The sequence below is a fragment of the Burkholderia singularis genome (assembly GCF_900176645.1).
In the GTDB taxonomy this organism is placed as follows: domain Bacteria; phylum Pseudomonadota; class Gammaproteobacteria; order Burkholderiales; family Burkholderiaceae; genus Burkholderia; species Burkholderia singularis.
Genome location: NZ_FXAN01000069.1, coordinates 1 through 24,693, shown reverse-complemented (window position 1 = coordinate 24,693; position 24,693 = coordinate 1). Strand labels below are relative to the sequence as shown.

Below are 24,693 nucleotides of genomic sequence, written 5' to 3'. Positions count from 1 at the left end.
CGTGCAGCCCGCCGCACCCCGCCGCAGCCCGCGCATGCGGCGCGGCCCGCCGGCCGGCTGGCCTCCGCGCGCGCCACATTCGGCGTGCGCGCGGCGTTCAGGACGGCTTGCGGTTCAGCGCGCGGTGGCCGATGTCGCGGCGGTACTGCATGCCCTCGAAGTGAATCTGGTTGATCGTTTCGTATGCGGCCTGCTGGGCGCCGCGCACCGAATCGGCGAGGCCCACCACGCACAGCACGCGGCCGCCCGACGTGACGAGCTTGTCGCCGTCGAGCGTCGTGCCCGCATGGAACGTCACCGCGTGCGCGTTTTCCTCCGGGATGCCGTTGATCCGGTCGCCTTTTCTCGGCGCGTTCGGATAGCCGTGCGCGGCGAGCACGACGCCGAGCGCGGTGCGGCGGTCCCAGTCAAGCTCGACCGTATCGAGCGTGCCCGCGATCGCCTGCTCGACGACTTTCGAGAAATCGCTCTTCAGGCGTGACATGATCGGCTGCGTCTCCGGGTCGCCCATCCGGCAATTGAATTCGAGCGTGCGCGGATTGCCGTCGCGGTCGATCATCAGGCCCGCGTACAGGAAGCCCGTGAAGCGGATGCCGTCGTTCTCCATGCCGCGCACGGTCGGCATGATGATCTCGCGCATCACGCGCGCGTGCATTTGCGGCGTCACGATCGGCGCGGGCGAATACGCGCCCATGCCGCCCGTGTTCGGGCCGCGGTCGCCGTCGAGCAGGCGTTTGTGATCCTGGCTCGAGGCGAGCGCGAGCGCATGCTTGCCGTCGACCATCACGATGAAGCTCGCTTCCTCGCCGTCGAGGAATTCCTCGATCACGACGCGCGCGCCCGCTTCGCCGAGCTGGTTGCCGGACAGCATCATGTCGACGGCCGCATGCGCCTCCTCCAGCGTCGTCGCGACGACCACGCCCTTGCCGGCCGCGAGCCCGTCGGCCTTCACGACGATCGGCGCACCCTTCGCGTCGATGTATGCGTGCGCGGCGGCCGCGTCGGTGAACGTTTCGTAGTCGGCCGTGGGGATGCCGTGGCGCTTCATGAACGCTTTCGCGAAGTCCTTCGAGCTTTCGAGCTGCGCGGCTTCCTTCGTCGGGCCGAAGATCTTCAGGCCGCGCGAGCGGAAGTGGTTGACGATGCCCGCGGCGAGCGGCGCTTCCGGGCCGACCAGCGTGAACGCGACCTGCTCGGCTTCGGCGAAATCGGCGAGATCGTCGAGCGAAGTCAGATCGACGTTCTTCAGGCGCTCGTCCTGCGCGGTGCCGCCGTTGCCGGGCGCAACGTAGACGAGCTGGACGCGCGGCGATTGGGCGAGCTTCCAGGCGAGCGCGTGTTCGCGGCCGCCGGAGCCGACGACGAGTAATTTCATGGGATTCCCCGCAGACTAGAAAATAGGACGGCCGTTTGCGCGGCCGGCGCGTGATGCGCGGGCCGGCCGCGAAAAACGGCTGCGGCCGCCTTTCGTCTGGTCACGGCGAAAGGGCGGCCGCGCGGCATCGTTATGCCTCGACGATCACGGCGTTGGTGTAGACCTCCTGCACGTCGTCGAGATTTTCGAGCGCGTCGAGGAGCTTTTGCATCTTGACGGCGTCGTCGCCGGTGAATTCGACTTCGTTTTGCGGCTTCATCGTGACTTCGGCGAGTTCCGCCTTGAAGCCCGCCGCTTCGAGCGCGTCCTTCACCTTCGAGAATTCCTGCCAGTCGCTCAGCACTTCGATCGAGCCGTCGTCGTTCGTGTTGACGTCGTTCGCGCCGGCCTCGAGCGCGGCTTCCATCAGCTTTTCCTCCGGCGTGCCCGGCGCGAACAGGAACTGGCCGACGTGATCGAACATGAACGCGACCGAGCCGTCGGTGCCCATGTTGCCGCCGAATTTCGAGAACGCGTGGCGCACTTCCGCGACGGTGCGGGTGCGATTGTCGGTGAGCGTGTCGACGATGATCGCCGCGCCGCCGATGCCGTAGCCTTCGTAGCGGATTTCCTCGTAGTTCGCGCCGTCCGCGCCGCCGACGCCGCGATCGATCGCGCGCTTGACGTTGTCTTTCGGCATGTTCGCGTCGGCTGCTTTGTCCACCGCCAGGCGCAGGCGCGGGTTCGAGCCCGGATCGCCGCCGCCCAGGCGCGCGGCCACCTGGATTTCCTTGATGAGGCGCGTCCAGATCTTGCCGCGCTTCGCGTCGGCCGCTGCTTTTTTATGCTTGATGTTGGCCCATTTCGAGTGACCAGCCATGCTTTTCTCCGTCCGCCCGCGCGCGTTGCGCGCCGGCGCTTAACCAAGTGTCTGTCGTTGAGAGTCGGCGGCCGCGCGAAGCGCGGCGAGTGCCTGCTTCGAGATCGAGCGGGCCGCGCGTCGTCGAGTAAAACAAAATTTTATCACGCGGCGCTTGCCGCTTTGACGGCGGCGCTGCGCGAGCGTGTGGCGCGTCGGGGCTTGGTGCCCGATGCCCGGTGCCCGATGCCCAGTGCCCGCACCATCACAATCGCGGGGCGCCAAGCCGGGGCGAAGGCAGGCTGCCTTTTATGCGGCGCAGCGGACCGCGCCGGGGCCGGCGGCTTGCGCCGCCTGAGGCGCGCGTGAGCGGCGCGCGTGGGGCCGATATGCGGCGCGCGCCGGCCGCGGTCAGTTTTTCGTGCCGAACAGGCGGTCGCCCGCGTCGCCCAGGCCGGGAATGATGTATGCGTCGGCGTTCAGATGCGAATCGAGCGACGCGACGTAGAGCTTCACGTCCGGATGCGCGTCCTGGAACACCTGCACGCCCTCCGGCGCGGCGACGAGCGCGACAAACGAGATCCGCTCGCCAGGCACGCCGCGACGCTTGAGCACGTCGACCGCATGCGCGGCCGAGTAGCCCGTGGCCACCATCGGGTCGCACAGGATGAAGATCCGGTCTTCCAGATCCGGCAGCCGCACCAGATACTCGACGGGGCGATGATCGTCCGCGCGGTACACGCCGATATGGCCGACCCGCGCGGACGGGATCAGCTCGAGCAGGCCGTCCGACATGCCGACGCCGGCGCGCAGCACCGGCACGATCGCGAGCTTCTTGCCGGCGATCACGGGCGCGTCGATCTCGACGAGCGGCGTTTCGACCCGCTTGGTCGTGATCGGCAGGTTGCGGGTGATCTCGTAGCCCATCAGCAGCGTGATCTCGCGCAGCAGCTCGCGGAACGTGCGCGTCGACGTGTCCTTGTCGCGCATGTGCGTGAGTTTGTGCTGGATCAGCGGGTGATCGAGGATGAAAAGATTCGGGAAACGGCTGTCCTGTTTCATGAAGGCGGCGCTCAAGGGGATTCCGGGGCGCGCGGGCCGGTTGGGCGCTCGCGCGAAACAGCTGCAAGTTTACCGAAATGAGCCCGCGCGATCCGGATATTATCGACGTTCGGCTATCGGATGGCACCGATTGCATCGGATTTTCGTCAAACGTCGGCAAGGAGCCCGTTCAATGGATTTCGGCATCGCAGGACGGACCGCGCTCGTATGCGCGGCCAGCAAGGGGCTCGGACGCGGATGCGCGCAGGCGCTCGCGGCCGAGGGCGTGAAGCTCGTGATCGTCGCGCGGACCGCAGCCACGCTCGACGCGACCGCGGCCGAGATTCGCGCGAAAACGGGCGCGGACGTGACGGCCGTCGCGTGCGACATCACGACGCCCGAAGGCCGCGCGGCCGCGCTCGCCGCGTGCCCGCAGCCCGATATCCTCGTGACGAACGCGGGCGGCCCGCCGCCCGGCGATTTTCGCGATTTCTCGCGCGACGACTGGATCCGCGCGCTCGACGCGAACATGCTCACGCCGATCGAGCTGATCCGCGCGAGCGTCGACGGGATGATCGCGCGCCGTTTCGGGCGCATCGTCAACATCACGAGTTCGGCGGTGAAGGCGCCGATCGACGTGCTCGCACTGTCGAACGGCGCGCGCTCGGGGCTGACGGGCTTCGTCGCGGGGCTCGCGCGCAAGGTCGCGGAGCACAACGTGACGATCAACAACCTGCTGCCCGGCTTCTTCGATACCGACCGGATCGCGACGACGCTCGCCGCCGCGGCCAAAGCGAGCGGCAAGACGCTCGACGAGGTGCGCGCGCGGCGCACGAGCGAGATTCCCGCACGGCGGCTCGGCACGCCCGACGAGTTCGGCGCCGCGTGCGCGTTTCTGTGCAGCGCGCATGCGGGCTACATCACCGGGCAGAACTGGCTGATCGACGGCGGCGCGTATCCCGGCACGTTCTGACGCCGGCGCCGCGTTGCGGCGCGGCGATTCCACACGATCACGAAGCAATAGCCGAAGGATTGGAGATGAGCACACCTCGCATCGCGCTGATCGCGCATGACGCGAAGAAGGACGATATCGTCGCGCTCGCGGGCGAATACCGCGACACGCTCGCGCAATGCCGGCTCGTCGCAACCGGCACGACGGGCGGCCGGATCGCGGCCGCGCATGGGCTCGAGGTCGAGCGCAAGCGTTCCGGGCCGCTCGGCGGCGATTTGCAGATCGGCGCGGAACTCGCCGACGGGCAGGTCGACATCGTGATCTTCCTGCGCGATCCGATGACCGCGCAGCCGCACGATCCGGATATCACCGCGCTCGTGCGGGCCTGCGACGTCCACGATGTGCCGTGCGCGACCAATGTGGCGACCGCGCGCGTGCTGCTCGCGGAGTTGGCGCGCAGGCTGCGGGCGCCGGGCTGACGGCACGCGGGGCGCATGCTTTGCGCCGCGTTTTGCCGAGTGACGCGCGGCGTATTGCAGTGCAGGCGCTGTGCCGTCGCGTGCGTTTGCAGGGCCGGGCTGGATGGCACGGTTTTGTCGCATCGCGGCGCATCGAACTGAATCGAACCGCATCGGATCGCACCGCGGTGTATCGAAACGCGTTGCGCCGTCGCGTGTGCCCGCACGGCCGGCGCGCGGCATGGCAGCGTTTTACCGCATCGCATCGCATCGCATCGCACTGCACTGCACCACGCCGCATCGCATCACAGCAGAGCACAGCACAGCACCCCTGTCCGCGCCGCCGCATCCAATCGCACCGCGTCACGCCGGCCCGGCGCCGCGCCTCTCTCTCATCCCCCGTTATCCCTGACGCAATCAGGGCGATGCAAGAACGCGCGGCGCGCGCAATAATCGTGCGGCGCGCTGCAATGCAGCGCAGTGCGGTTGCCGCGCCACGCGCCGGCCGTCGCATTCGTCCACACACCGATCGACAGAGGAGCACAGCATGCCGAAAGCCATTCGATACGACCAGCCGGGCGGCCCGGAGGTCTTGAAGTGGGTCGACGTCGACGTCGGCGATCCGCGGCCGGGCGAGGTTCGTATCCGCCAGCACGCGGTCGGCCTCAACTACATCGACGTCTATTTCCGCACCGGCCTGTATCCGCAGCCGCTGCCGGGCGGGCTGGGGATGGAGGCGGCGGGCGAGGTGAGCGCCGTCGGCGACGGCGTGGCGGGGATCAAGCCGGGCGATCGCGTCGCGTATGTGGCGCAGCCGCCGGGCGCGTATGCGCAAGAGCGCGTGCTGAGCGCCGACAAGCTCGTCAAGCTGCCGGATGCGATCGGCTACGACGACGCGGCGTCGGTGATGCTGCAAGGGCTGACCGCGCAATACCTATTGCGCCGCACGTATCCGGTGAAGGCGGGCGACACGATCCTGATCCACGCGGCGGCGGGCGGCGTTGGCCTGCTCGTTTGCCAATGGGCGAAGGCGCTCGGCGCGACGGTGATCGGCACCGTCGGCTCCGACGCGAAGGCCGAACTCGCGGCCGCGCACGGCTGCGACCATCCGATCGTCTACACGCGCGAGAACTTCGCCGAGCGCGTGAAGGCGATCACGAACGGCGCGGGCGTGCCCGTCGTCTACGATTCGATCGGTCACGACACCTACGTCGGCTCGCTCGACTGCCTTGCCCCGCTCGGGCTGTTCGTCAGCTTCGGCAATGCGTCGGGGCCGCTGCCGCTGATCGATTCGAAGGAATTCGCGTCGCGCGGCTCACTGTTCTTCACGCGGCCGACGCTGTTCTCGTACATCGCGAAGCGCGACGATCTCGAGCGCAGCGCGGCGGAACTGTTCGACGTGATCACCTCGGGCCGCGTGAAGACGAGCATCCGCCAGCGTTACGCGCTCGAGCGCGCGGCCGATGCACACCGCGATCTCGAGGCGCGCCGTACCACGGGATCGACGGTCCTGCTTCCGTAGAGCAACGTCCGGCGGCGCGCCAGTGCGGGCCGAATCAGCGACGGGGCGCGGGCCGCAGGCCACGCGCCCCGTCTGCGTTTACGGGTTTTTTACGCCCATCTCGAAATCTTTGACCTGCCCTTTACGCGCATTCCTCTAACGTGTGACCGGTTCTATCTGGAACACGGAGAAACAAGAAATGGATGCGGTGTACATAGGGGGTCTCGCACTTTTCGCGGTGCTGATCTTCGGGCTGATCGCCGGTTGCGAAAAGCTTGCGCAATACGGTCGCGGGGGGCGCTCATGAGCTGGATATTGTGGCTGGCGGGGATCTCGAGCGCGTTGCTGTTCGCGTATCTCGTCTATGCGCTGCTGCGCGCGGAGGATATCGAATGAACGCGAACAATGGGTTGCAGGCGGCGCTGTTCATCGCCGTTTTATTGGCGGCGGCCGTGCCGGTCGCCCGTTATCTGACGCGCGTGATGGACGGCTCGTCGGTGGTCGTGCGGGTGTTCGGCCCGCTCGAGCGCGCGCTGTACCGGCTCGCGGGCGTCGATCCGGCGGCGGAGATGGGCTGGAAGCAGTATGCGATCGCGACGATCGCGTTCAACGTGCTCGGCGTGCTGTTCCTTTACGCGCTGCTGCGCGTGCAGGGGCTGCTGCCGGGCAATCCGCAAGGCCTCGGCGCGATGACGGTCGACGGCGCGTTCAATACCGCCGTGTCGTTCGTCACGAACACGAACTGGCAGGATTACACGCCCGAGCAGACCGTCAGCTATCTGACGCAAATGCTCGGCCTGACCGTGCAGAACTTCCTGTCGGCGGCGACCGGCATCGTCGTCGTGATCGCGCTGATTCGCGGCTTCGCGCGGCACAGCGCGCAGACGATCGGCAATTTTTGGGTCGACGTGACGCGCGTGACGCTATACGTGCTGGTGCCGATGGCGGCGATCGTCGCCGCGCTGCTGATGAGCCAGGGCGTGATTCAGAACCTGAAGGCGTACCAGGAGGTGCCGACGTTGCAGGCCACCACCTACGCCGCGCCGAAGCTGGACGCGCAGGGCAATCCGCTCAAGGATGCGCAGGGCAATCCGGTGAGCGTGCCGACGCAGGCGAAGTCGCAGACGCTCGCGATGGGCCCGGTGGCGTCGCAGGAGGCGATCAAGATGCTCGGCACCAACGGCGGCGGCTTCTTCAACGGCAATTCGGCGCATCCGTTCGAAAACCCGACGCCGTTCTCGAACTTCGTGGAGATGTTCGCGATCCTGATCATTCCCGCCGCGCTCTGCATCGTGTTCGGCCATGTGATTGGCGATCGCAGGCAGGGTTTCGCGGTGCTCGCGGCGATGACGATCGCGTTCGCGGTCGCGATCGGCGTCGAGGCGGGCGCCGAGCAGGCGGGCACGCCCGCGCTCGCGGCGCTCAACGTCGATCAGGCGGCGGGCGCGCAGCAGGCGGGCGGCAATATGGAAGGCAAGGAAACCCGCTTCGGGATCGCGCAGACGAGCCTGTTCGTCGTGGCGACGACGGCCGCGTCGTGCGGCGCGGTCAATGCGATGCACGATTCGCTCACGCCCGTCGGCGGCCTCGTGCCGATGCTGCTGATGCAATTGGGCGAGGTGATCTTCGGGGGCGTCGGCTCCGGCCTCTACGGGATGCTCGTGTTCGCGCTGCTCGCGGTGTTCGTCGCGGGCCTGATGATCGGCCGCACGCCCGAATACGTCGGCAAGAAGATCGAATCGTATGAGATGAAGATGGTGTCGATCGTCGTGCTGCTCACGCCGCTGCTCGTGCTGGTCGGCACGTCGATCGCCGTGCTGGCCGACGCGGGCCGCGCCGGTATCGCCAATCCTGGCCCGCATGGCTTCTCGGAAGTGCTGTACGCGCTCAGCTCGGCCGCGAACAACAACGGTAGCGCGTTCGCGGGCCTGTCGGTCGGCACGCCGTTCTACAACTGGCTGACGGCGATCGCGATGTGGTTCGGCCGCTTCGGCACGATCGTGCCGGTGCTCGCGATCGCGGGCTCGCTGGCCGCGAAGAAGCGGATCGCCGCGACGGCCGGCACGCTGCCGACGCACGGGCCGCTGTTCGTCGTGCTGTTGCTCGGCACGGTGCTGCTGGTCGGCGCGCTGACCTACGTGCCGGCGCTCGCGCTCGGCCCCGGCGTCGAGCACCTGATGATGTTCGCCGGCGCGCAATGAGCGTGCGCGGCGCAAACAAGAGGATTTTGGCGCGGCGTCCGCCACAACTGGACCCGCGCGTTTGAGGATCGCAATGACTCAACACTCCGCTACGAGATCGATGTTCGACCCGGCGCTCGTGCGCCCGGCGATCGTCGATTCATTCAAAAAACTCACGCCGCGCACGCAGTTTCGCAATCCGGTGATGTTCTGCGTGTATGCCGGCAGCATCCTGACCACGATCCTGTGGGCGGCCGCGCTGATGGGGCAGGCTGAAGCGCCCGCGGGGTTCATTCTCGCGGTCGCGCTATGGCTGTGGTTCACCGTGCTGTTCGCGAACTTCGCCGAGGCGCTTGCCGAAGGGCGTTCGAAGGCGCAGGCCGCGTCGCTGCGCAGCGTGAAGAAGGACGTGATCGCGAAGAAGCTCGACGCACCGAATTCTGACGCGTCGGTGCGGATCACGACCGCGAGCGATCTGCGTCGCGGCGACGTCGTGCTCGTCGAGACGGGCGACACGATTCCGGCCGACGGCGAGGTGATCGAAGGCGTCGCATCGGTCGACGAATCGGCGATCACCGGTGAATCCGCGCCGGTGATTCGCGAATCGGGCGGGGATTTTTCGTCGGTGACGGGCGGCACGCGCGTGCTGTCCGACTGGATCGTCGTGCGGGTGACGGCCAATCCCGGCGAGGCGTTCCTCGACCGGATGATCGCGATGGTCGAAGGCGCGAAGCGCAAGAAAACGCCGAACGAGATCGCGCTGACGATCCTGCTCGTCGCGCTGACGATCGTGATGCTACTCGCCACCGCGACGCTGCTGCCGTTTTCGATGTTCTCGGTGACGGCGATGAAGGCCGGCCACGTGGTGACGATCACCGCGCTCGTCGCGCTGCTCGTGTGCCTGATTCCGACGACGATCGGCGGTTTGCTGTCCGCGATCGGCGTGGCCGGGATGAGCCGGATGATGCAGGCGAACGTGATCGCGACGTCGGGCCGCGCGGTCGAGGCCGCGGGCGACGTCGACGTGCTGCTGCTCGACAAGACCGGCACGATCACGCTCGGCAACCGTCAGGCGTCGGCGTTCGTGCCCGCGCCGGGCGTGTCCGAGGAGGCGCTCGCCGACGCCGCGCAGCTGTCGTCGCTTGCCGACGAGACGCCCGAAGGCCGCAGCATCGTCGTGCTCGCGAAGGAGCGCTTCAACATCCGCCAGCGCGACATGGGCGCGCTGCACGCGACGTTCCTGTCGTTTTCCGCGCAGACGCGCATGAGCGGCGTCGATCTGCCCGGCCGCGAAATCAGAAAGGGCGCGGCTGACGCGGTGAGGAAATACGTCGACGCGCACGGCGGGCGCTTTCCGGACGACGTGACGAGCGCGGTGACGGACATCTCGCGGCGCGGCAGCACGCCGCTCGTGGTCGCCGAGATGCAGCGCGCGGCCGGCGAGCACGCGGCGGCGGGCGACGCAGTGGCGACGCTTGCGTGCACCGCGCGCGTGCTCGGCGTGATCGAGCTGAAGGACATCGTGAAGGGCGGCATCAAGGAGCGCTTTGCCGAGCTGCGCAAGATGGGCATCAAGACCGTGATGGTGACGGGCGACAACCGGCTGACGGCAGCGGCGATCGCGGCCGAGGCGGGCGTCGACGATTTCCTCGCCGAGGCCACGCCCGAGACCAAGCTCGCGACGATCCGCGAGCATCAGTCGGCCGGGCGGCTGGTCGCGATGACGGGCGACGGCACCAACGATGCGCCCGCGCTCGCGCAGGCCGACGTCGCCGTCGCGATGAACACCGGCACGCAGGCGGCGAAGGAGGCGGGCAACATGGTCGATCTCGATTCGAACCCGACCAAGCTGATCGAGATCGTCGAGATCGGCAAGCAGATGCTGATGACGCGCGGCTCGCTGACCACGTTCTCGATCGCCAACGACATCGCGAAGTACTTCGCGATCATCCCGGCTGCGTTCGCGACGACCTACCCGCAATTGAACGCGCTGAACGTGATGCATCTGGCTACGCCCGCGTCGGCGATCATGTCGGCGGTGATCTTCAACGCGTTGATCATCGTGCTGCTGATTCCGCTCGCGCTCAAGGGCGTCAGATATCGGCCGCTCGGCGCCGCGACGCTGCTGCGCCGCAACCTGCTGGTCTACGGCCTCGGCGGAATTCTCGTGCCGTTCGTCGGCATCAAGCTGATCGACGTCGTGCTCGCCGCGCTGGGCTGGGTTTGAAGTCGGCATTCAAAGGAACATCGCCATGAAATCATTGTTTCGTCCGCTCGTCGTCGTGTTCGCCGTGCTGAGCGCCGTGACCGGGCTCGCGTATCCGGCCGTGATGACGGCTTTCGGCCAGGCCGTGTTTCCATCGCAGGCGAACGGCAGCCTGATCGAGAAGAACGGCCGCGTGGTCGGCTCCGCGCTGATCGGCCAGCAATTCGACGCGCCGCAGTACTTCTGGGGCCGTCTGTCGGCGACAAGCCCGATGCCGTACAACGCGGCCAATTCGGGCGGCTCGAACCTGGGGCCGCTCAACCCGTCGCTGAAGGATCAGGTGAAGGGGCGCCTCGACGCGCTGAAGGCCGCCGGCACCGATCTGTCCAAGCCCGTGCCCGTCGATCTCGTGACGGCCTCGGGCAGTGGCCTCGATCCGGAGATCAGCCCGGCCGCGGCCGACTACCAGGTGGCGCGCGTCGCGAAGGCGCGCCACCTGCGGGAAGCCGACGTGCGGCGGCTCGTGGCCGACCATACTGCGGGGCGGCAGTTCGGCCTGCTCGGCGAGGCGCGGGTGAACGTGCTGAAGCTGAACCTCGCGCTGGATGCGGCTCAAGCCGCTCGAGCCGCGCACTGACCCGCGCGGGCGGCGCGCGCATCGTGCGCGCGGCGCCGCCCGTCGGGTTGGCCACAGAGTTGACCACTCGGTCGGCCACTCGGTGGGCCACTCAGTCGACCAGTCGATCGGCCATTGGACGGACCGCTGAGCCAGTCGCTTCGCCGGACCGCCTCCGTCATGCCCGATGACGTCAGGACGGCGCATTCGCGCCGTCCTTTCCCTTTTTTGTGTTTTGGAACGACAATGATTCAATGTCCGCCGCGCCACGGAAACGCCCGCCTCGCATGAACCGCCCCGATCCCGATGAACTTCTCGACAAGATCCAGCGAGAAGAGGAAAAGCAGCAGCGCGGCAAGCTGAAGATCTTCTTCGGCGCGTCGGCGGGCGTCGGCAAGACCTATGCGATGCTGCAAGCCGCGCGTGCGCGCCGGCAAGACGGCGTCGACGTGCTGGTCGGCATCGTCGAGACGCACGGGCGCCGCGAGACGGCCGCGCTCGTCGAAGGCCTGGACGTGCTGCCGCTCGCGCAGATCGTCTATCGCGGCCGCTCGATCGGCGAGTTCGATCTCGATGCGGCGCTCGCGCGCAAGCCGCAGCTCGTGCTGGTCGACGAGCTTGCGCATTCGAACGTGCCGGGCGCGCGGCACCTGAAGCGCTGGCAGGACGTGTACGAACTGCTCGACGCCGGCATCGACGTCTATACGACCGTCAACGTCCAGCATCTGGAAAGCTTGAACGACGTGGTCGGCGCGATTACCGGCATCCGCGTGTGGGAGACCGTGCCCGATCGCGTGTTCGACGCCGCCGACGAAGTCACGCTCGTCGATCTTCCCGCCGACGAACTGTTGAGCCGGCTGCGCGATGGCAAGGTCTATATCGCGCAGCAGGCCGAGCGCGCGGTGCGCAATTTCTTCCGCAAGGGCAATCTGATCGCGCTGCGTGAGCTGGCGCTGCGCCGCACGGCCGATCGCGTCGACGCGCAGATGCGCGAATACCGCGCCGACCGTTCGATCCAGCGAATCTGGCAGGCGCGCGAGCGGCTGCTCGTCTGCGTCGGTCCCGGCCCCGAGGCGCCGACGCTCGTGCGCGCGGCCGCGCGGCTTGCCGCGAGCCTGAAGGCGGACTGGCTCGCGGTATACGTCGAAACGCCGCGCCTCGCGCGGCTGCCGGACGCGTTGCGCCAGCGCACGTTGAACGCGCTGAAGCTCGCGGCCGAACTGGGCGCGCAGACGGCGACGCTCACGGGCACCGACGCCGTTGCCGCGCTGATCGGCTATGCGCAGGTGCGCAATGCATCGAAGATCGTCGCGGGCGGCTCGTCGAAGACGGGGCTGATGCGGCGTCTCGCGCGCCCGTTCGGCGAGGAGCTGGCCGAGCGCGCGGGCGACATCGATCTGATGCTGATCCGTGCGCACGCGGGCGGCGGCGCGTCGGGCGAAGCCGCGCGCCCGGGGCTCGATCCCGCCGCGCGCGCGTGGCGCGACGCGCTGTCCACCGTCATCGACGGCCGTTCGCCGCCGCGCAACTACACCTACGCGGCAATGATCTGCGCGGCGATCACCGGCGTCGCGAATCTGCTGCACGGCAGTCTCGATCTGACCAATCTCGTGATGCTGTATTTGCTCGGCGTGGTGTTTTCGGCGGTGCGCCTCGGGCGTGGGCCGGGCGTGCTGCTGTCGTTCCTGTCGGTTGCCGCGTTCGATTTCTTTTTCGTGCCGCCGCGGATGTCGTTCTCGGTATCCGATACGCAATATCTGCTGACCTTCTTCGGGATGCTGCTGACGTCGCTCGTGATCAGCCATCTGACGTCGAGCCTCACACGCGGCACGCAGATCGCGCAGCGCCGCGAGCGGCGCACGGGCGCGATGTATGCGATGGCGCGTGAGCTGGGCGCGGCGCTCACCACCGAGCAGATCGTCGAGATCGGCAGCCGCCACGTGTCCGAGGTGTTTCGCGCGCGCGTCGCGGTGCTGCTGCCCGACAGCGCGGACAAGGTCCGCCAGAAGCTCGAAAACCCCGACGAAGCGGTGACGCTCGCGGGCGACGCGCTCGATGTCGACGTCGGCCAGTGGGTGTACGACCAGCAAAAGCCCGCGGGCCACGGCACCGACACGCTGCCCGCCGCGGCCGCGCGCTATCTGCCGCTGAAGGCGCCGATGCGCACGCGCGGCGTGCTCGCCGTCGTCACGAAAGATCCGCGCGAGCTTGAAGTGCCGGAGCAGCAGCGCATGCTCGATGCATTCGCCGCGCAGATCGCGCTCGCGCTCGAGCGCGTCCACTATGTCGACATCGCGCGCGACGCGCTCGTCAACATGGAATCCGAGCGGTTGCGCAACTCGCTGCTGTCGGCGATCTCGCATGATCTGCGCACGCCGCTCACGGCGATCGTCGGGCTGTCGTCGATGCTCGTGAACGCGCGCGCGGCGGCCGCGCGCGGCGCCGGCCACGTGAGCGGGCGCGAGGACGAGCTGGCCGAGTCGATTCACGACGAGGCGCTGCGCATGACCGGCATCGTCACGAATCTGCTCGACATGGCGCGGTTGCAGGCGGGCAGCCTGCAACTGAAGCGCCAGTGGTCGCTGCTTGAGGAGACGGTCGGCGCGGCGCTTGCCGCGTGCAAGCGGGTGCTGGCGCGCCATCCGGCGCAGGTGCGGCTGCCGGCCGATCTGCCGCTGCTGCAGATGGACGCGGTGCTGATGGAGCGGCTGTTCGCGAACCTGTTCGAGAACGCCGCGAAGTACGCGCCGCCCGATACGCCGATCGAAATCAGCGCCGAGCGCATCGTCGATGAGGACGCGCCGTTCGTGCGCGTGTGCGTCGACGATCGCGGGCCCGGCTTGCCGGCAGGCATGGAGGCGCGGATCTTCGAGAAATTCACGCGCGGCGAGAAGGAATCGGCCAAGCCCGGCATCGGACTTGGTTTGGCGATTTGCCGCGCGATCGTTCAAGCGCACGGCGGTAAAATCGGTGCGCTCAACCGGCTTTCGCCCGAGCGCGCGGTCGAAGGCGCGCGCTTTTGGTTTACGTTGCCCGTCGACGCGCCGCCGCCCGCGCCGGGCGCGGCGGACGACGATACGCTCGACATTGCCGGCGCCAACGCCAACGCCAACGCCGCGGCGGCCGCCCCCCGCGCCGCCGAGCCCGCGCCTGTTTCCCCGGATCATCCGCCTACCCATGAGTGAACCGACCATCACCGTCGTTCTGATCGAAGACGAAAAGCAAATCCGCCGTTTCGTGCGCACCGCGCTCGAGGACGAGGGAATCGCGGTGTTCGACGCCGAGACCGGCCGCCAGGGGCTGATCGAAGCGGCGACACGCAAGCCCGATCTCGCGATCGTCGATCTCGGGCTGCCCGACGGCGACGGCCTGGACGTGATCCGCGAGCTGCGCGGCTGGTCCGAAATGCCGGTGATCGTGTTATCGGCACGCACGCACGAGGAGGAGAAGGTGGCCGCGCTGGACGCCGGCGCCGACGATTACCTGACCAAGCCGTTCGGCGTATCCGAACTGCTCGCGCGGATTCGCGCGCATTTGCGGCGGCGCAACCAAGGCGGCGCGGCCGAGACGCCGCAGGTGAGCTTCGGCGACGTGAGCGTCGATCTCGGGCTGCGCCGCGTGTGGCGCGCGGGCGAGGTCGTTCATCTGACGCCGCTCGAATACCGGCTGCTTGCGACGCTCGTGCGCCACGCGGGACGCGTGCTGACGCACCGGCAATTGTTGCGCGACGTGTGGGGGCCGTCGCATGTCGAGAGTCATCACTATTTGCGGATCTACATGGCACATCTTCGGCAGAAGCTCGAGACCGATCCGGCGCAGCCGCAGCACATCATCACCGAGACGGGGGTCGGGTATCGGCTCGTCGGTGTCGGGGCTGATGCGGCGGGGTGAGCGCGCGCCGCGCCGGAGCGGTCTTCGCGGCAAGCGCGGCGCGCGCTGCCGGGAGCGCGCGTCGGCGACGGTCCGCGGGCGCCGTCCAGGCGAGCGGACGTGCGCAACCGCATCAACCGGCGCGGCCGCCGCGATCCGTGCGGCGCCGCCACGGCCGGGATCGTGATCGCGGCACGGCAACTGATGTGCGCGCCCGCTGCCTGCCAACCGCGCCGGGCGCCATTGCGCCGATTTTTGCCTATGCTGAACACTCGGCAATCTCGATAGGAGGTCCGCCATGTTCGCTCGTTCATTGCGCAGCCTCGCGTGGGTCGCGGGCATCGCGCCGGCGTTCGCGCAGCCGCAGCCGGCTGCGCCTGACGCCGCACATGCGAATCCGGCATCGGTTCATTGCGAGAAGCTCGGCGGCAAGGTGGCGATTCACGACGGCGCGCACGGCCAGTACGGCGTTTGCGTATTCAAGGACGGCCGCGAATGCGACGAATGGGTGCTATACCGCGACGGCCGGTGCGTGCCGCTCGACGCGCGCGGCTGGCCGATCGCGGCGCGCAGCGCGAAGCCCGCGTCGAAGTAAGGGGCGGCCGGCCGTATCGTAGGCGTTTCGTTATAATCGACCGCGCCCGGGGACGACCCCGGGCAGGCAGCCCCGGGCGGCCCGCGCAAACCTGGCTTTTTGTCTGCGTGCGCAGCCCCCGGCCGCCGACATTCAACGGGGACGACCCCATCGGTTTGCGGAGCGTCTCATCATGCCCTGGTTGTGGCTTTGTCTTGCCGGCCTGCTCGAAGTCGCGTGGGCGGCGGGTCTCAAATCGTCCGAAGGCTTCACGCGCGTCGGCCCTTCCGTTTTCACGATCGTCACCGCACTCGGCAGCTTCGGGCTGCTCGCGGTCGCGATGCGCGAGCTGCCGCTCGGCACCGCTTATGCGGTGTGGACGGGCATCGGCGCGCTCGGCGCATTCGTGTTCGGGATCGTGATGCTCGGCGAGGCGGTGACGCTCGCGCGCATCGCCAGCGCCGCGCTGATTCTCGCCGGGCTGATCGGCCTGAAGCTGACGTCGGCCGGCTGAGCGCCTCGGCGCGGTTTGTCCGGTTGACGTGCCGCGGCGGCGGTCTATCGCGCGTCTATAATGGAGCGGTATTCATCGGACGATGTCCCGTTGCCGCGAGCGAACGGACGGGACCGCCGCGGCGATCGACCGATCCGCCCGGCACCGGGCGGATCGGTCGATCGCCCGCGAACCGCGCGTATCGCGCAAGGAGGCGGCTATGATTGAAGCCATTTCGCTCGGCGCGGGGCTCGCGTGGGCGAGCGGCCTGCGCCTCTATCTGACCGTGCTGATCGCGGGCGTTTGCGCGCGCATCGGCCTGATCCATCTGCCCGATACGCTTGCCGTGCTGACGTCGTCGTGGGTGATCGGCGTGGCCGCCGTGCTTGCGCTCGCCGAATTCCTCGCGGACAAGATTCCCGCGTTCGATTCGCTGTGGGACGCGGTTCACACGTTTATCCGGATTCCCGCGGGCGCGGTGCTTGCCGCCGGCGCGCTCGGCCATGCCGATCCGACGCTGCTCGCGGTCGCCGGCCTCGCGGGCGGCACGCTCGCCGGCTCCGCGCACATCGCGAAGGCAGGCACCCGCGCGCTGATCAACTTGTCGCCCGAGCCGATCTCGAACTGGATCGCTTCGACCACCGAGGACGGTCTCACGGTTGGCGGTCTCGCGCTTGCGTTCTTCATGCCGCTCGCGTTCATCGTGCTGGTGATCGGCTTTCTCGTGTGCGCCGCCTGGGCGCTGCCGCGCCTTTGGCGCGGCGTGTCGGGCGGTTTTCGCGGGATGGCGAACCAGATGGTGTCGCGGCTGAACTCGATCGGGAGCAAGCGCGATTGACGGCGGCGGGTAACGGCATGCCGCCGCCGGGCCGCCGCTTCGGCGCCGGCGATCTCCTGCGGTTGGCCGGGCGGATGACACTGCGCGACTGGCGCTCGGGCGAGCTGACGCTCGTCGCGCTCGCGCTCGTGCTGGCCGTGGCCGCGCTCACGAGCGTCGGTTTTCTTGCCGACCGGCTGCGCCAGGGCCTCGAGCGCGACGCCCGCCAGATGCTCGGCGCGGATTTCGTCGTCAGGGCGGATCATCCGGTCGATCCGTCGTTCGCCAACGAGGCGCGGGCGCTCGGGCTGAAAACCGCGACGACGGCGATTTTTCCAAGCATGGTCGGTGTGGCGGGGCAAGGCCCGGCGGCGGCAGCGGGCGGTTCGGCCGCCGCCAGCTCGGCGGGCGTTTCGGGCACGCCGGCCGGTACGCCGAGCGCGGCCGCGTCGCGGCTCGCGGCGCTCAAGGCCGTGTCCGCCGGCTATCCGTTGCGTGGCGCGGTGCAGATCGCGCACAGTGCGAACGAGCCCGGCCGGCCAGCCGGTACGATTCCGGCCCCCGGCACCGTTTGGGCCGATCCGGCGCTTCTCGACGCGTTGCATCTGCAAACCGGCGATACACTGCGCGTCGGCACCCGCACCTTCTCGATCGCCGCCGTCATCACGCGCGAACTCGATCGCGGCTTTTCGTTCGTCAATTTCTCGCCTCGCGTGATGATGCGCGCCGACGAGCTTGAATCGACCGGGCTCACCGGCTATGGCAGCCGCGTGACGTACCGGCTGCTCGTCGCCGGCGAAGCCTCCGCGGTCGCGCGCTTTGCGCGCTACGCGCATGCGCGTGTCGACGGCGGCAAGCTGCGCGGCGTCGCGCTCGAATCGCTCGAGCAGGGGCAGCCACAAGTGCGCCAGACACTCGACCGTGCGCGCCACTTCCTCACGCTCGTCGCGCTGTTGAGCGCGCTGCTCGCGGCCGTGGCGATCGCAATGGCCGCGCAGCGTTACATGCGGCGCCATCTCGACGGCTGCGCGGCGATGCGCTGTCTCGGCGCGAGCCATCGCACGCTGTCCGCGCTGTTCGCGATCGAATTCGTGCTCGTCGGCGCCGTGGGCGGCGCCGCGGGCGCGGCGCTCGGCTATGGCGGCCATCTGGTGCTGCTCGCCACGCTCGGCAGCCTGATCGACGTGGTGTTGCCGCCGCCTTCCGCATGGCCGGCGGCGATCGGCGTCGCGACCGGCCTCGTGCTGCTGCTGGGCTTCGCGCTGCCGCCGCTCGCGCCGCTGACGCGCGTGCCGCCGGTGCGTGTGCTGCGCCGTGATTGGGGCGACGCAGGGCGCGTCGCGTGGCTCGGCTATGCGTTCGGCATCGCGCTGTTCGCGGCGCTGATCGTCGCCGCGGCGGGCGAGCTGAAGCTGGGCGCGATCGTCGCGGGCGGCTTCGCGGGCAGCCTCGTGCTGTTTGCGCTCGTCGCGCGGCTCGTGCTGTTCGCGGCCGCGCGGCTCGTGCGCGACGGCCGCGTCGCGGCGGGGCTGGGCTGGCGCTATGCGCTCGCGTCGCTCGACCGGCGCGGCATGGCCAGTGCGCTTCAGCTCACCGCGCTCGCGCTCGGCCTGATGTGCCTGCTGCTGATCGCGATCACGCGCAACGATCTCGTCGCCGGTTGGCGGCAATCGACGCCGCCCGATGCGCCGAACCAATTTCTGATCGACATTCAGCCCGACCAGCGCGACGGCGTGATCCGCTATCTGGCGGCCAACGGCATCGCGGACCCGGCGCTGGCGCCGATGGTGCGCGCCCGGCTGATCGCGGTGAACGGCAAGCCGGTGAATCCGGACGACTACAAGAGCGACGACGCGCGCCGCCTCGTCGAGCGCGAGTTCAACTTGTCGTACACGGCGCGCTTGCCCGATGACAACCGGATTGTCGCGGGCGACTGGTACGGCGCGTCGAGCGCGCCGCAGATCTCGATCGAAGCGGGGCTCGCGAAGCTGATCGGCGTGAAGCCCGGCGACACGCTGCGCTTCGACGTGACGGGCCTGACGATCGACGCGCCGGTGACGAGCGTGCGCAAGCTCGACTGGGGCACGTTCCGCGTGAATTTCTTCGTGCTGATGCCGCCTGCCGCGCTTGCGGATTTTCCGGCGACCTACATCACGAGCTTTCATCTGCCGGCTGCCCGGCAGCGCGTGCTCGACGGGCTGATCGCCCGCTATCCGAACCTGACCGCGATCGACGTCGCGCCGATTCTCGCGCAGCTCGAACGCGTGCTGCTGCAGGTGGTCGGCGCGGTGCAGTTCCTGTTCGCATTCACGCTGGCGGCGGGCGTGCTCGTGCTGTATACGGCATTGGCCGCTTCGCGAGATGAACGCGTGCGCGAGGCGGCGCTGATGCGTGCGCTTGGCGCATCCCGCGCACAGATTGCCGCGATGCAGCGCGCGGAGTTCATCGTCGTCGGCGCGCTGGCGGGCGCGATGGCGGCATGCGGCGCACTGGGCGTCGGCTCGGTGCTGGCCTCGCGCGTGTTCGATTTTCAGCTTGCGCTCAATCCGTGGCTCGCGCCGGCCGGCATCGCGGCGGGCGTGGTCTGCGCGGGCGCGGCCGGCTGGCTCGGCCTGCGCAGCGTGCTGCTACGGCCTGCGCTGCAATCGTTGCGCGACGGCTGAGCCGCGCGCCGCGCCTGGCCGTTCGGTCGGCCGCGGGTGGCCGGTTTTCCTTCTTCATTTGACTGGATTGATGTTTGCATGACCGATGTGACCGATGACGCGCCGTCGCAGCCGACGGCGTTCGAACGGGTGGGCGGCGAGGCGCGCGTGCGCGAGCTTGTCGACCGCTTCTACGACTTGATGGATCTCGAGCCCGAGTTCGCCGGGATTCGCGCGCTGCACCCGCCGGCGCTCGACGGCTCGCGCGACAAGCTGTTCTGGTTTCTGTGCGGCTGGCTGGGCGGGCCCGATCATTACATCGAGCGCTTCGGCCATCCGCGGCTGCGCGCGCGGCATCTGCCGTTTCCGATCGGATCGTCGGAGCGCGACCAGTGGCTGCGCTGCATCGCATGGGCGATGGAGGACGTCGGCATCGACGAACCGTTGCGCGAGCGGCTGATGCATTCGTTCTACGATACGGCCGACTGGATGCGCAACCGTCCTGGTTGAAACGCCGGTACGCCGCCGCACGCGCGAGACGCAACCGCCTCTGTCGAACGGCATGCGCGGCGCTGCATACTGTCCGCTCTGATTACCCTCGATACGCCAGCCGAGTTTTTCGATGCCCACCCATGCTTTGTTTCGCGAAGACGCCTATTTGACCCATTGCGACGCCACCGTGACGGCCGTCGATGAAGCCGGCATTCATCTCGACCGGACCGTGTTCTATCCGCTCGGCGGCGGCCAGGCGGGCGACAGCGGCACGCTGACATTGCCGGGCGGCGCGACGCTCGCGATCGCCGACACGCGCAAGGCCAAGTTCGACGGCGCGACGCCCGACGATGCCGTGCATGTGCCCGCACCGGGGCAGCACGCGCTCGCCGCGACGCTCAAGCCGGGCGACAGGATCACTGCCGCGATCGATTGGGCGCCGCGGCATCGGCGCATGAGGCTGCATACCGCAAGCCATCTGTTGTGCGCGGTGCTGCCTTATTCGGTCGACGGTTGCAGCGTGAGCGCCGATTACGCGCGGATCGATTTCGCGACGACCGAGCCGATCGAGCGCGAGTGGGTCGACGCGCGCTTGGCCGAACTGGTTGCCGGCGCGCATGCGGTGTCCACCGAATGGATCACCGACGACGAACTGGCCGCGCGCCCCGAACTCGTGCGCACGATGAGCGTGAAGCCGCCGATGGGGCTGGGGCGCGTGCGGCTGCTGCGGATCGAAGGCGTCGATCTGCAACCGTGCGGCGGCACGCATGTGCGCAATACCGCGGAAATCGGCGTGTTGCGCGTCGCGAAGCTCGAGAAGAAGAGCGCGCGCACGCGTCGTCTCGTGCTGGAGTTGGGATGACGCGGCGCGTCGTGCCGGGTGCGTGCGATACGCGGGGTGTGCGGCGCGCATGGAACGTTCGACGCGTTTGATCGGTCTTTAGTGTCTGAAGCGCCAAGCATCTCGACGCGCCCAAGCCCGGAACACCACCATGTCCCCATCACCCGACGATCTCGAAGCACTCGGCGCAAACGCGCCGGGCGAAGCATGCGCGGCGCGCGGCGCGCCAACGCAGCCCAGCGTACCCGGCCGCGCCGGCGAAGCCGTGCCGGACGCGCCGGACACTCGGAACGCTGCGGGCGCTCCGGACGATTACGCGGCGCTCGATCCCCGCGCACGCGATGTGCTCGATTTTTGGTTCGGCGCTCCCGCCGATCCGGCATTCGGCCATGCGCGCAAGCAGTGGTTCAATGGCGGCGAGGCGTTCGATGCGCAAATACGCGAGCGCTACGGCGCGCTGGTCGGCGCGGCGACGGCGGGCGCGCTCGACGCCTGGGCGCAACGTCCGCTCGGCGCGCTCGCGGTGATCTTGGTGCTCGATCAGTTCTCGCGCAACATCCATCGCGGCACGCCGCTTGCATATGTATCCGACCGGCACGCGCTTGCGCATGCGAAGGCGCTCGTCGCATCCGGTGGCGACCGCGCATTGCCGACCGGCCATCATCGCGCATTTGCCTATCTGCCGTTCGAACACGACGAATCGCTCGACAGCCAGCGCGAAGCGGTGCGCCTGTGTGCGCAGATCAAGCACGAGGCCGGATGCAGCGACTATTACGACCATGCGCTGCGCCACGCGGCCGTGGTCGAGCGCTTCGGGCGGTTTCCGCATCGGAACGCGATTCTCGGGCGCACGTCGACCGACGGCGAAATCTCGTTTCTCAAGACGCCAGGCTCGTCATTCTGAGCGGTTTAACCGTCGATGGCGCTGGGCGCGATGGTGCGGGCCGTTTCCGGCAACCGCCGGTTGTGCCGTGAGACTTTGACGCAATGTATTCGCTCGATGGGCGGTGCGTGCCGCGATCGACAGGGATTTCGGCAGGCCGGCGAGCGGTGAACGGCAGCGGGCTCCGAGGAAACTGAATAGTGCTTTCGACAGAGCAGGGCGTGCGTACACCGAGGCGATGTCGAGCCTGTCGCGACACGGTCAGGCCATCGCGATCGCCGGCAGCCGGCGGGCAGGGCGCTCGCGCGATGACGCGCGCGTGACGAACTGAAGCTGGGCATCGAGCGTTCCCGCTTTCGATCGACGCCCGCGCGGCACGCGTGGCGTGCCGCGCCGCGCCGTGCGCCGAATCAGTGCGGACACGCCCGTCGCCGCAGGCACGCGCCCACGCGCTTCGTGGCCCGCTGCGAAGCGCTCGAAGCGCTGCCGCTGTTCAGTTCACGGCCGGCCGTCGCCTGCCGCGGATGGCGCGGCCGCCGTTTTCGCGAACAGTGGCGTGCGCACGTACACGCGCAACATCTCCTGCGTATCGCCCGGCCGTGCGCCCGACCAGAACGGCTCCCAGGTATCGTCGAGCTTGGGTGGTTGATCGCGAGTGCCTTGCACGATGAGCCACGTGCACGCGCTCGCGTCGGGTTGATCGGTCGGCTGATGCAGAATGCCCGAGAAGTAATAGAGCATCGGCGCTTCCGATTCGCCCAGGCCGACGCTCGCCATGCAGTCGCCGTCGTTCCATTCGAGCGCGAGCCGCTGGCTCAGATCGTCGAACACGGAACGGTAGCTCTTCGCGACGTCGAGCCACGGCAGCAGCAACGTAAACACGAGTCCCCATCCGACGATCACACCCATCGTCCACGACAGCGCGCCGCGCCACTTGCCCGCGAGCCGCAGCGTCGGCAGCAGCGCGAGCCAGCCGATCGTGAGCGCGAGCGCCGGCAGCACGAGCGCGGGCTCGAACGGCATCGTCCAGTCGAGCGGCAGCCAGCGTCCGAGCCAGGCGATGGCCGCATGCGAGGCGTCGCGGCTGGACATCAGCGACCAAACGATCCACGCCGCCGCGGCCACGCTGCCGAACAGCAGCCGGCTCGCATAGTCCCACGCGGTGGCAAGCCGCTGCGGCATGCGCCCGACCGCCTGCGCGGCAACAAGCGCGAGCGGCGCGATGAAAGGCAGGATATACAGTTGCCGGGCGGTGGCCGACAGATGCAGCACGACGAGACCGATGCCGGCGAACACGAGCGGCAGCGCGACGCGCGGGGCGCGCCATTCGCGCCACAGGCCGAGCGCGAGCGCGGCGAGCGCGAGCGGGCCGGCCGGAAAGCCGACTGTCAGCAGCGCCCGCCAGATGAACAGCGGTTTGTCGTTTTCGGCGCCGAGCGTCGGCACCGAAAAACCGAAGAAGCGCCCGACGTTATTGTCCCAAAACCAAGTCATGAACAGCGACTCGGAGCGCAGCCACAGCGCGACCGGCCAGATCAGCGCGAACGGCGCGCACGCGAGCGCGGCAATGCCGAGCGAGCGGGCGAACGAACGGCTGCGGCAACCGGGGTACAGCGCGAGCATGGCGAGCGTCGTCGCGCCGAACACGAGCGGCACGAACAATCCCTTCGACATCAGCGAGATGCCGACACCCGCGCCGAACAGCAGTGCCGCGAAGCCATTCGAGCGGCCTGGCTGGCTCGACAGGCGCGGGTCGTCTTCTGCATCGTCCACGCCGCCCGCGTGCCGGTGCACGAGTTCGAGCAGCCCGCAAAAGCCGATCGCGGCGCCCGCCATCAACGCGACGTCGGTCATCAAATCGTGCGAGTGTTTGACGACAACGAGCGAGCCCGCGGCAAGCGCGACGGTGCCGATGACCGGCAGCGAGAGCCAGCGCGACTCGCCCGTCGCGACACGCGCGGCGCGCGCGGCGAAGCCGAATGCGAGCGCGGCGAACAGCGCGCTCGCGAGCCGCGCTGCGTCGTGCAGCGGCAGATAGCGTTCGAAGATCCACGCGAGGCTTGTCGCGACCCAATCGAAGAGCGGCGGTTTTTCGAGGAACGGCTGACCGGCATTGGTCGGTACGACGAGGTCGCCGCTTTCGAGCATGTGCTGGATGATGCCGAACGTATAGGTTTCGTCCTGCTTCCACGGATCGTGGCCCAGGATGCCCGGCAGCAGATACGCGCATAGCACGGCCGCCGCGACGAGCCATACACGCAACCCGGCGAACGCCGTGCGTCCGGCTTGCGCGCGGGGGATGCGCGCATCGGCGGCGCGGCCATGCTGGCCGGCCGCGGCCGGTGCGACGGCCGTCAGCGCGGCGGCCGTCGTGGCATGCGGGCCCGTTTGGGATCGGTGAATGTGTTGAGCCGCGGCGGGCACACGCGAGTGCCCGTCGCCGGGTGTGCTTCCCTGCATCTGGTGATCTCTTGATGGATGCGCGGCCGGCTGGATGGATCAAGCTGGATCAAGCCGGTCGTGAGGCCGCGCAGCGGCGCTGACGCCGAAAAGGCGGATGCGGCAGTCCAGCCCGCGCCGGACGTTAGTAGACCACGGGGTTGTTACGAATGTTTACGAAAATTGTGAGGGAATGCAGCGAAATGAGAGGGAATGTAGAGTTTTGTATTCGAGCACACCAACCATCGAGGGCGCTTGGCGGCAACGTGGGCGAGCAGGTATGGCGGCATGGCACGCGATGCGCGGCCGATTTCGTGTGCCGGATGCCGCTGTATGGCTATGCTGCCGGCCAAGCGGCCAAGCGGCCAAGCGGCCAAGCGGCCAAGCGGCCAAGCGGCCAAGCGGCCAAGCGGCCAAGCGGCCAAGCGGCCAAGCGGCCAAGCGGCCAAGCGGCCAAGCGGCCAAGCGGCCAAGC

Annotated in this window: 21 protein-coding genes; 16 read left to right on the top strand and 5 right to left on the bottom strand. The window is 68.6% G+C overall.

Going from position 1 to position 24,693, the window contains the following annotated elements; translation table 11 throughout:
- Positions 1-97: 97 nt before the first annotated feature.
- The 3 genes from purD to upp all read right to left on the bottom strand — a co-directional run bounded on the left by purD (position 98) and on the right by upp (position 3,275).
- Entirely contained in the window at positions 98-1,375 is a 1,278-nt protein-coding gene (gene purD, locus BSIN_RS15380; protein WP_089341145.1) for a phosphoribosylamine--glycine ligase, read from the bottom strand.
- 130 nt (positions 1,376-1,505) lie between these two features.
- Positions 1,506-2,234: a YebC/PmpR family DNA-binding transcriptional regulator gene (locus BSIN_RS15375; RefSeq protein ID WP_059513097.1), complete on the bottom strand. Its 729-nt coding sequence runs from the start codon at positions 2,232-2,234 to the stop codon at positions 1,506-1,508.
- A gap of 390 nt (positions 2,235-2,624) precedes the next feature.
- On the bottom strand, positions 2,625-3,275 hold the full coding sequence (gene upp, locus BSIN_RS15365; protein WP_059513099.1) for a uracil phosphoribosyltransferase: 651 nt from the start codon (positions 3,273-3,275) through the stop codon (positions 2,625-2,627).
- 172 nt (positions 3,276-3,447) lie between these two features.
- Here upp and BSIN_RS15360 point away from each other — a divergent pair, with 172 nt between their 5' ends.
- The 16 genes from BSIN_RS15360 to BSIN_RS15275 all read left to right on the top strand — a co-directional run bounded on the left by BSIN_RS15360 (position 3,448) and on the right by BSIN_RS15275 (position 21,800).
- Complete coding sequence (locus BSIN_RS15360; protein ID WP_059513101.1) at positions 3,448-4,227, top strand: SDR family oxidoreductase; 780 nt, start codon at positions 3,448-3,450, stop codon at positions 4,225-4,227.
- A gap of 65 nt (positions 4,228-4,292) precedes the next feature.
- Positions 4,293-4,685 (top strand): methylglyoxal synthase, encoded by a 393-nt coding sequence (locus BSIN_RS15355; RefSeq protein WP_059513102.1) that lies wholly within the window; start codon positions 4,293-4,295, stop codon positions 4,683-4,685.
- Between the two features lie 526 nt (positions 4,686-5,211).
- Complete coding sequence (locus BSIN_RS15345) at positions 5,212-6,186, top strand: quinone oxidoreductase family protein (RefSeq protein WP_089341143.1); 975 nt, start codon at positions 5,212-5,214, stop codon at positions 6,184-6,186.
- 282 nt (positions 6,187-6,468) lie between these two features.
- A complete protein-coding gene (gene kdpF / locus BSIN_RS15340) occupies positions 6,469-6,561 on the top strand; it encodes a K(+)-transporting ATPase subunit F (protein ID WP_089341142.1) in 93 nt (30 codons plus the stop codon).
- On the top strand, positions 6,558-8,366 hold the full coding sequence (gene kdpA, locus BSIN_RS15335; RefSeq protein ID WP_089341141.1) for a potassium-transporting ATPase subunit KdpA: 1,809 nt from the start codon (positions 6,558-6,560) through the stop codon (positions 8,364-8,366). Before kdpF ends, kdpA begins: the two co-directional genes overlap by 4 nt.
- A gap of 73 nt (positions 8,367-8,439) precedes the next feature.
- A complete protein-coding gene (gene kdpB / locus BSIN_RS15330) occupies positions 8,440-10,572 on the top strand; it encodes a potassium-transporting ATPase subunit KdpB (RefSeq protein ID WP_089341140.1) in 2,133 nt (710 codons plus the stop codon).
- A 25-nt stretch (positions 10,573-10,597) separates the two neighbouring features.
- Positions 10,598-11,188 carry a potassium-transporting ATPase subunit KdpC gene (gene kdpC / locus BSIN_RS15325; protein WP_089341139.1) on the top strand — a complete coding sequence of 197 codons (591 nt, stop codon included), beginning with the start codon at positions 10,598-10,600 and terminating at the stop codon, positions 11,186-11,188.
- Positions 11,189-11,454: 266 nt separating this feature from the next.
- Entirely contained in the window at positions 11,455-14,352 is a 2,898-nt protein-coding gene (locus BSIN_RS15320) for a DUF4118 domain-containing protein (protein WP_089341138.1), read from the top strand.
- Positions 14,345-15,058, top strand: coding sequence for a two-component system response regulator KdpE (kdpE, locus tag BSIN_RS15315; RefSeq protein WP_089341137.1), 714 nt, complete (start codon positions 14,345-14,347; stop codon positions 15,056-15,058). Before BSIN_RS15320 ends, kdpE begins: the two co-directional genes overlap by 8 nt.
- Positions 15,059-15,335: 277 nt before the next feature.
- Positions 15,336-15,632, top strand: a complete 297-nt coding sequence (locus tag BSIN_RS15305) for a putative hemolysin (protein ID WP_059513122.1) — start codon at positions 15,336-15,338, stop codon at positions 15,630-15,632.
- 172 nt (positions 15,633-15,804) lie between these two features.
- Positions 15,805-16,125 (top strand): quaternary ammonium compound efflux SMR transporter SugE, encoded by a 321-nt coding sequence (gene sugE / locus BSIN_RS15300; protein ID WP_089341135.1) that lies wholly within the window; start codon positions 15,805-15,807, stop codon positions 16,123-16,125.
- A gap of 199 nt (positions 16,126-16,324) precedes the next feature.
- Positions 16,325-16,942: a DUF4126 domain-containing protein gene (locus tag BSIN_RS15295; protein WP_059513280.1), complete on the top strand. Its 618-nt coding sequence runs from the start codon at positions 16,325-16,327 to the stop codon at positions 16,940-16,942.
- Positions 16,939-19,584, top strand: coding sequence for an ABC transporter permease (locus tag BSIN_RS15290; protein ID WP_089341134.1), 2,646 nt, complete (start codon positions 16,939-16,941; stop codon positions 19,582-19,584). Before BSIN_RS15295 ends, BSIN_RS15290 begins: the two co-directional genes overlap by 4 nt.
- A gap of 78 nt (positions 19,585-19,662) precedes the next feature.
- The gene (locus BSIN_RS15285) at positions 19,663-20,073 is read left to right on the top strand and encodes a group II truncated hemoglobin (RefSeq protein ID WP_059513128.1); all 411 of its coding nucleotides are present in this window, start codon (positions 19,663-19,665) and stop codon (positions 20,071-20,073) included.
- Positions 20,074-20,185: 112 nt separating this feature from the next.
- Positions 20,186-20,917 (top strand): alanyl-tRNA editing protein, encoded by a 732-nt coding sequence (locus BSIN_RS15280; RefSeq protein WP_089341133.1) that lies wholly within the window; start codon positions 20,186-20,188, stop codon positions 20,915-20,917.
- A gap of 130 nt (positions 20,918-21,047) precedes the next feature.
- Entirely contained in the window at positions 21,048-21,800 is a 753-nt protein-coding gene (locus BSIN_RS15275; protein ID WP_089341132.1) for a DUF924 family protein, read from the top strand.
- A 240-nt stretch (positions 21,801-22,040) separates the two neighbouring features.
- Here the strand turns inward: BSIN_RS15275 and BSIN_RS25845 are convergent, their stop codons facing one another.
- Positions 22,041-22,202, bottom strand: a complete 162-nt coding sequence (locus tag BSIN_RS25845) for a hypothetical protein (RefSeq protein ID WP_159935987.1) — start codon at positions 22,200-22,202, stop codon at positions 22,041-22,043.
- Positions 22,203-22,277: 75 nt separating this feature from the next.
- Positions 22,278-24,239: an ArnT family glycosyltransferase gene (locus BSIN_RS15265; RefSeq protein WP_089341130.1), complete on the bottom strand. Its 1,962-nt coding sequence runs from the start codon at positions 24,237-24,239 to the stop codon at positions 22,278-22,280.
- Positions 24,240-24,693: the final 454 nt, after the last annotated feature.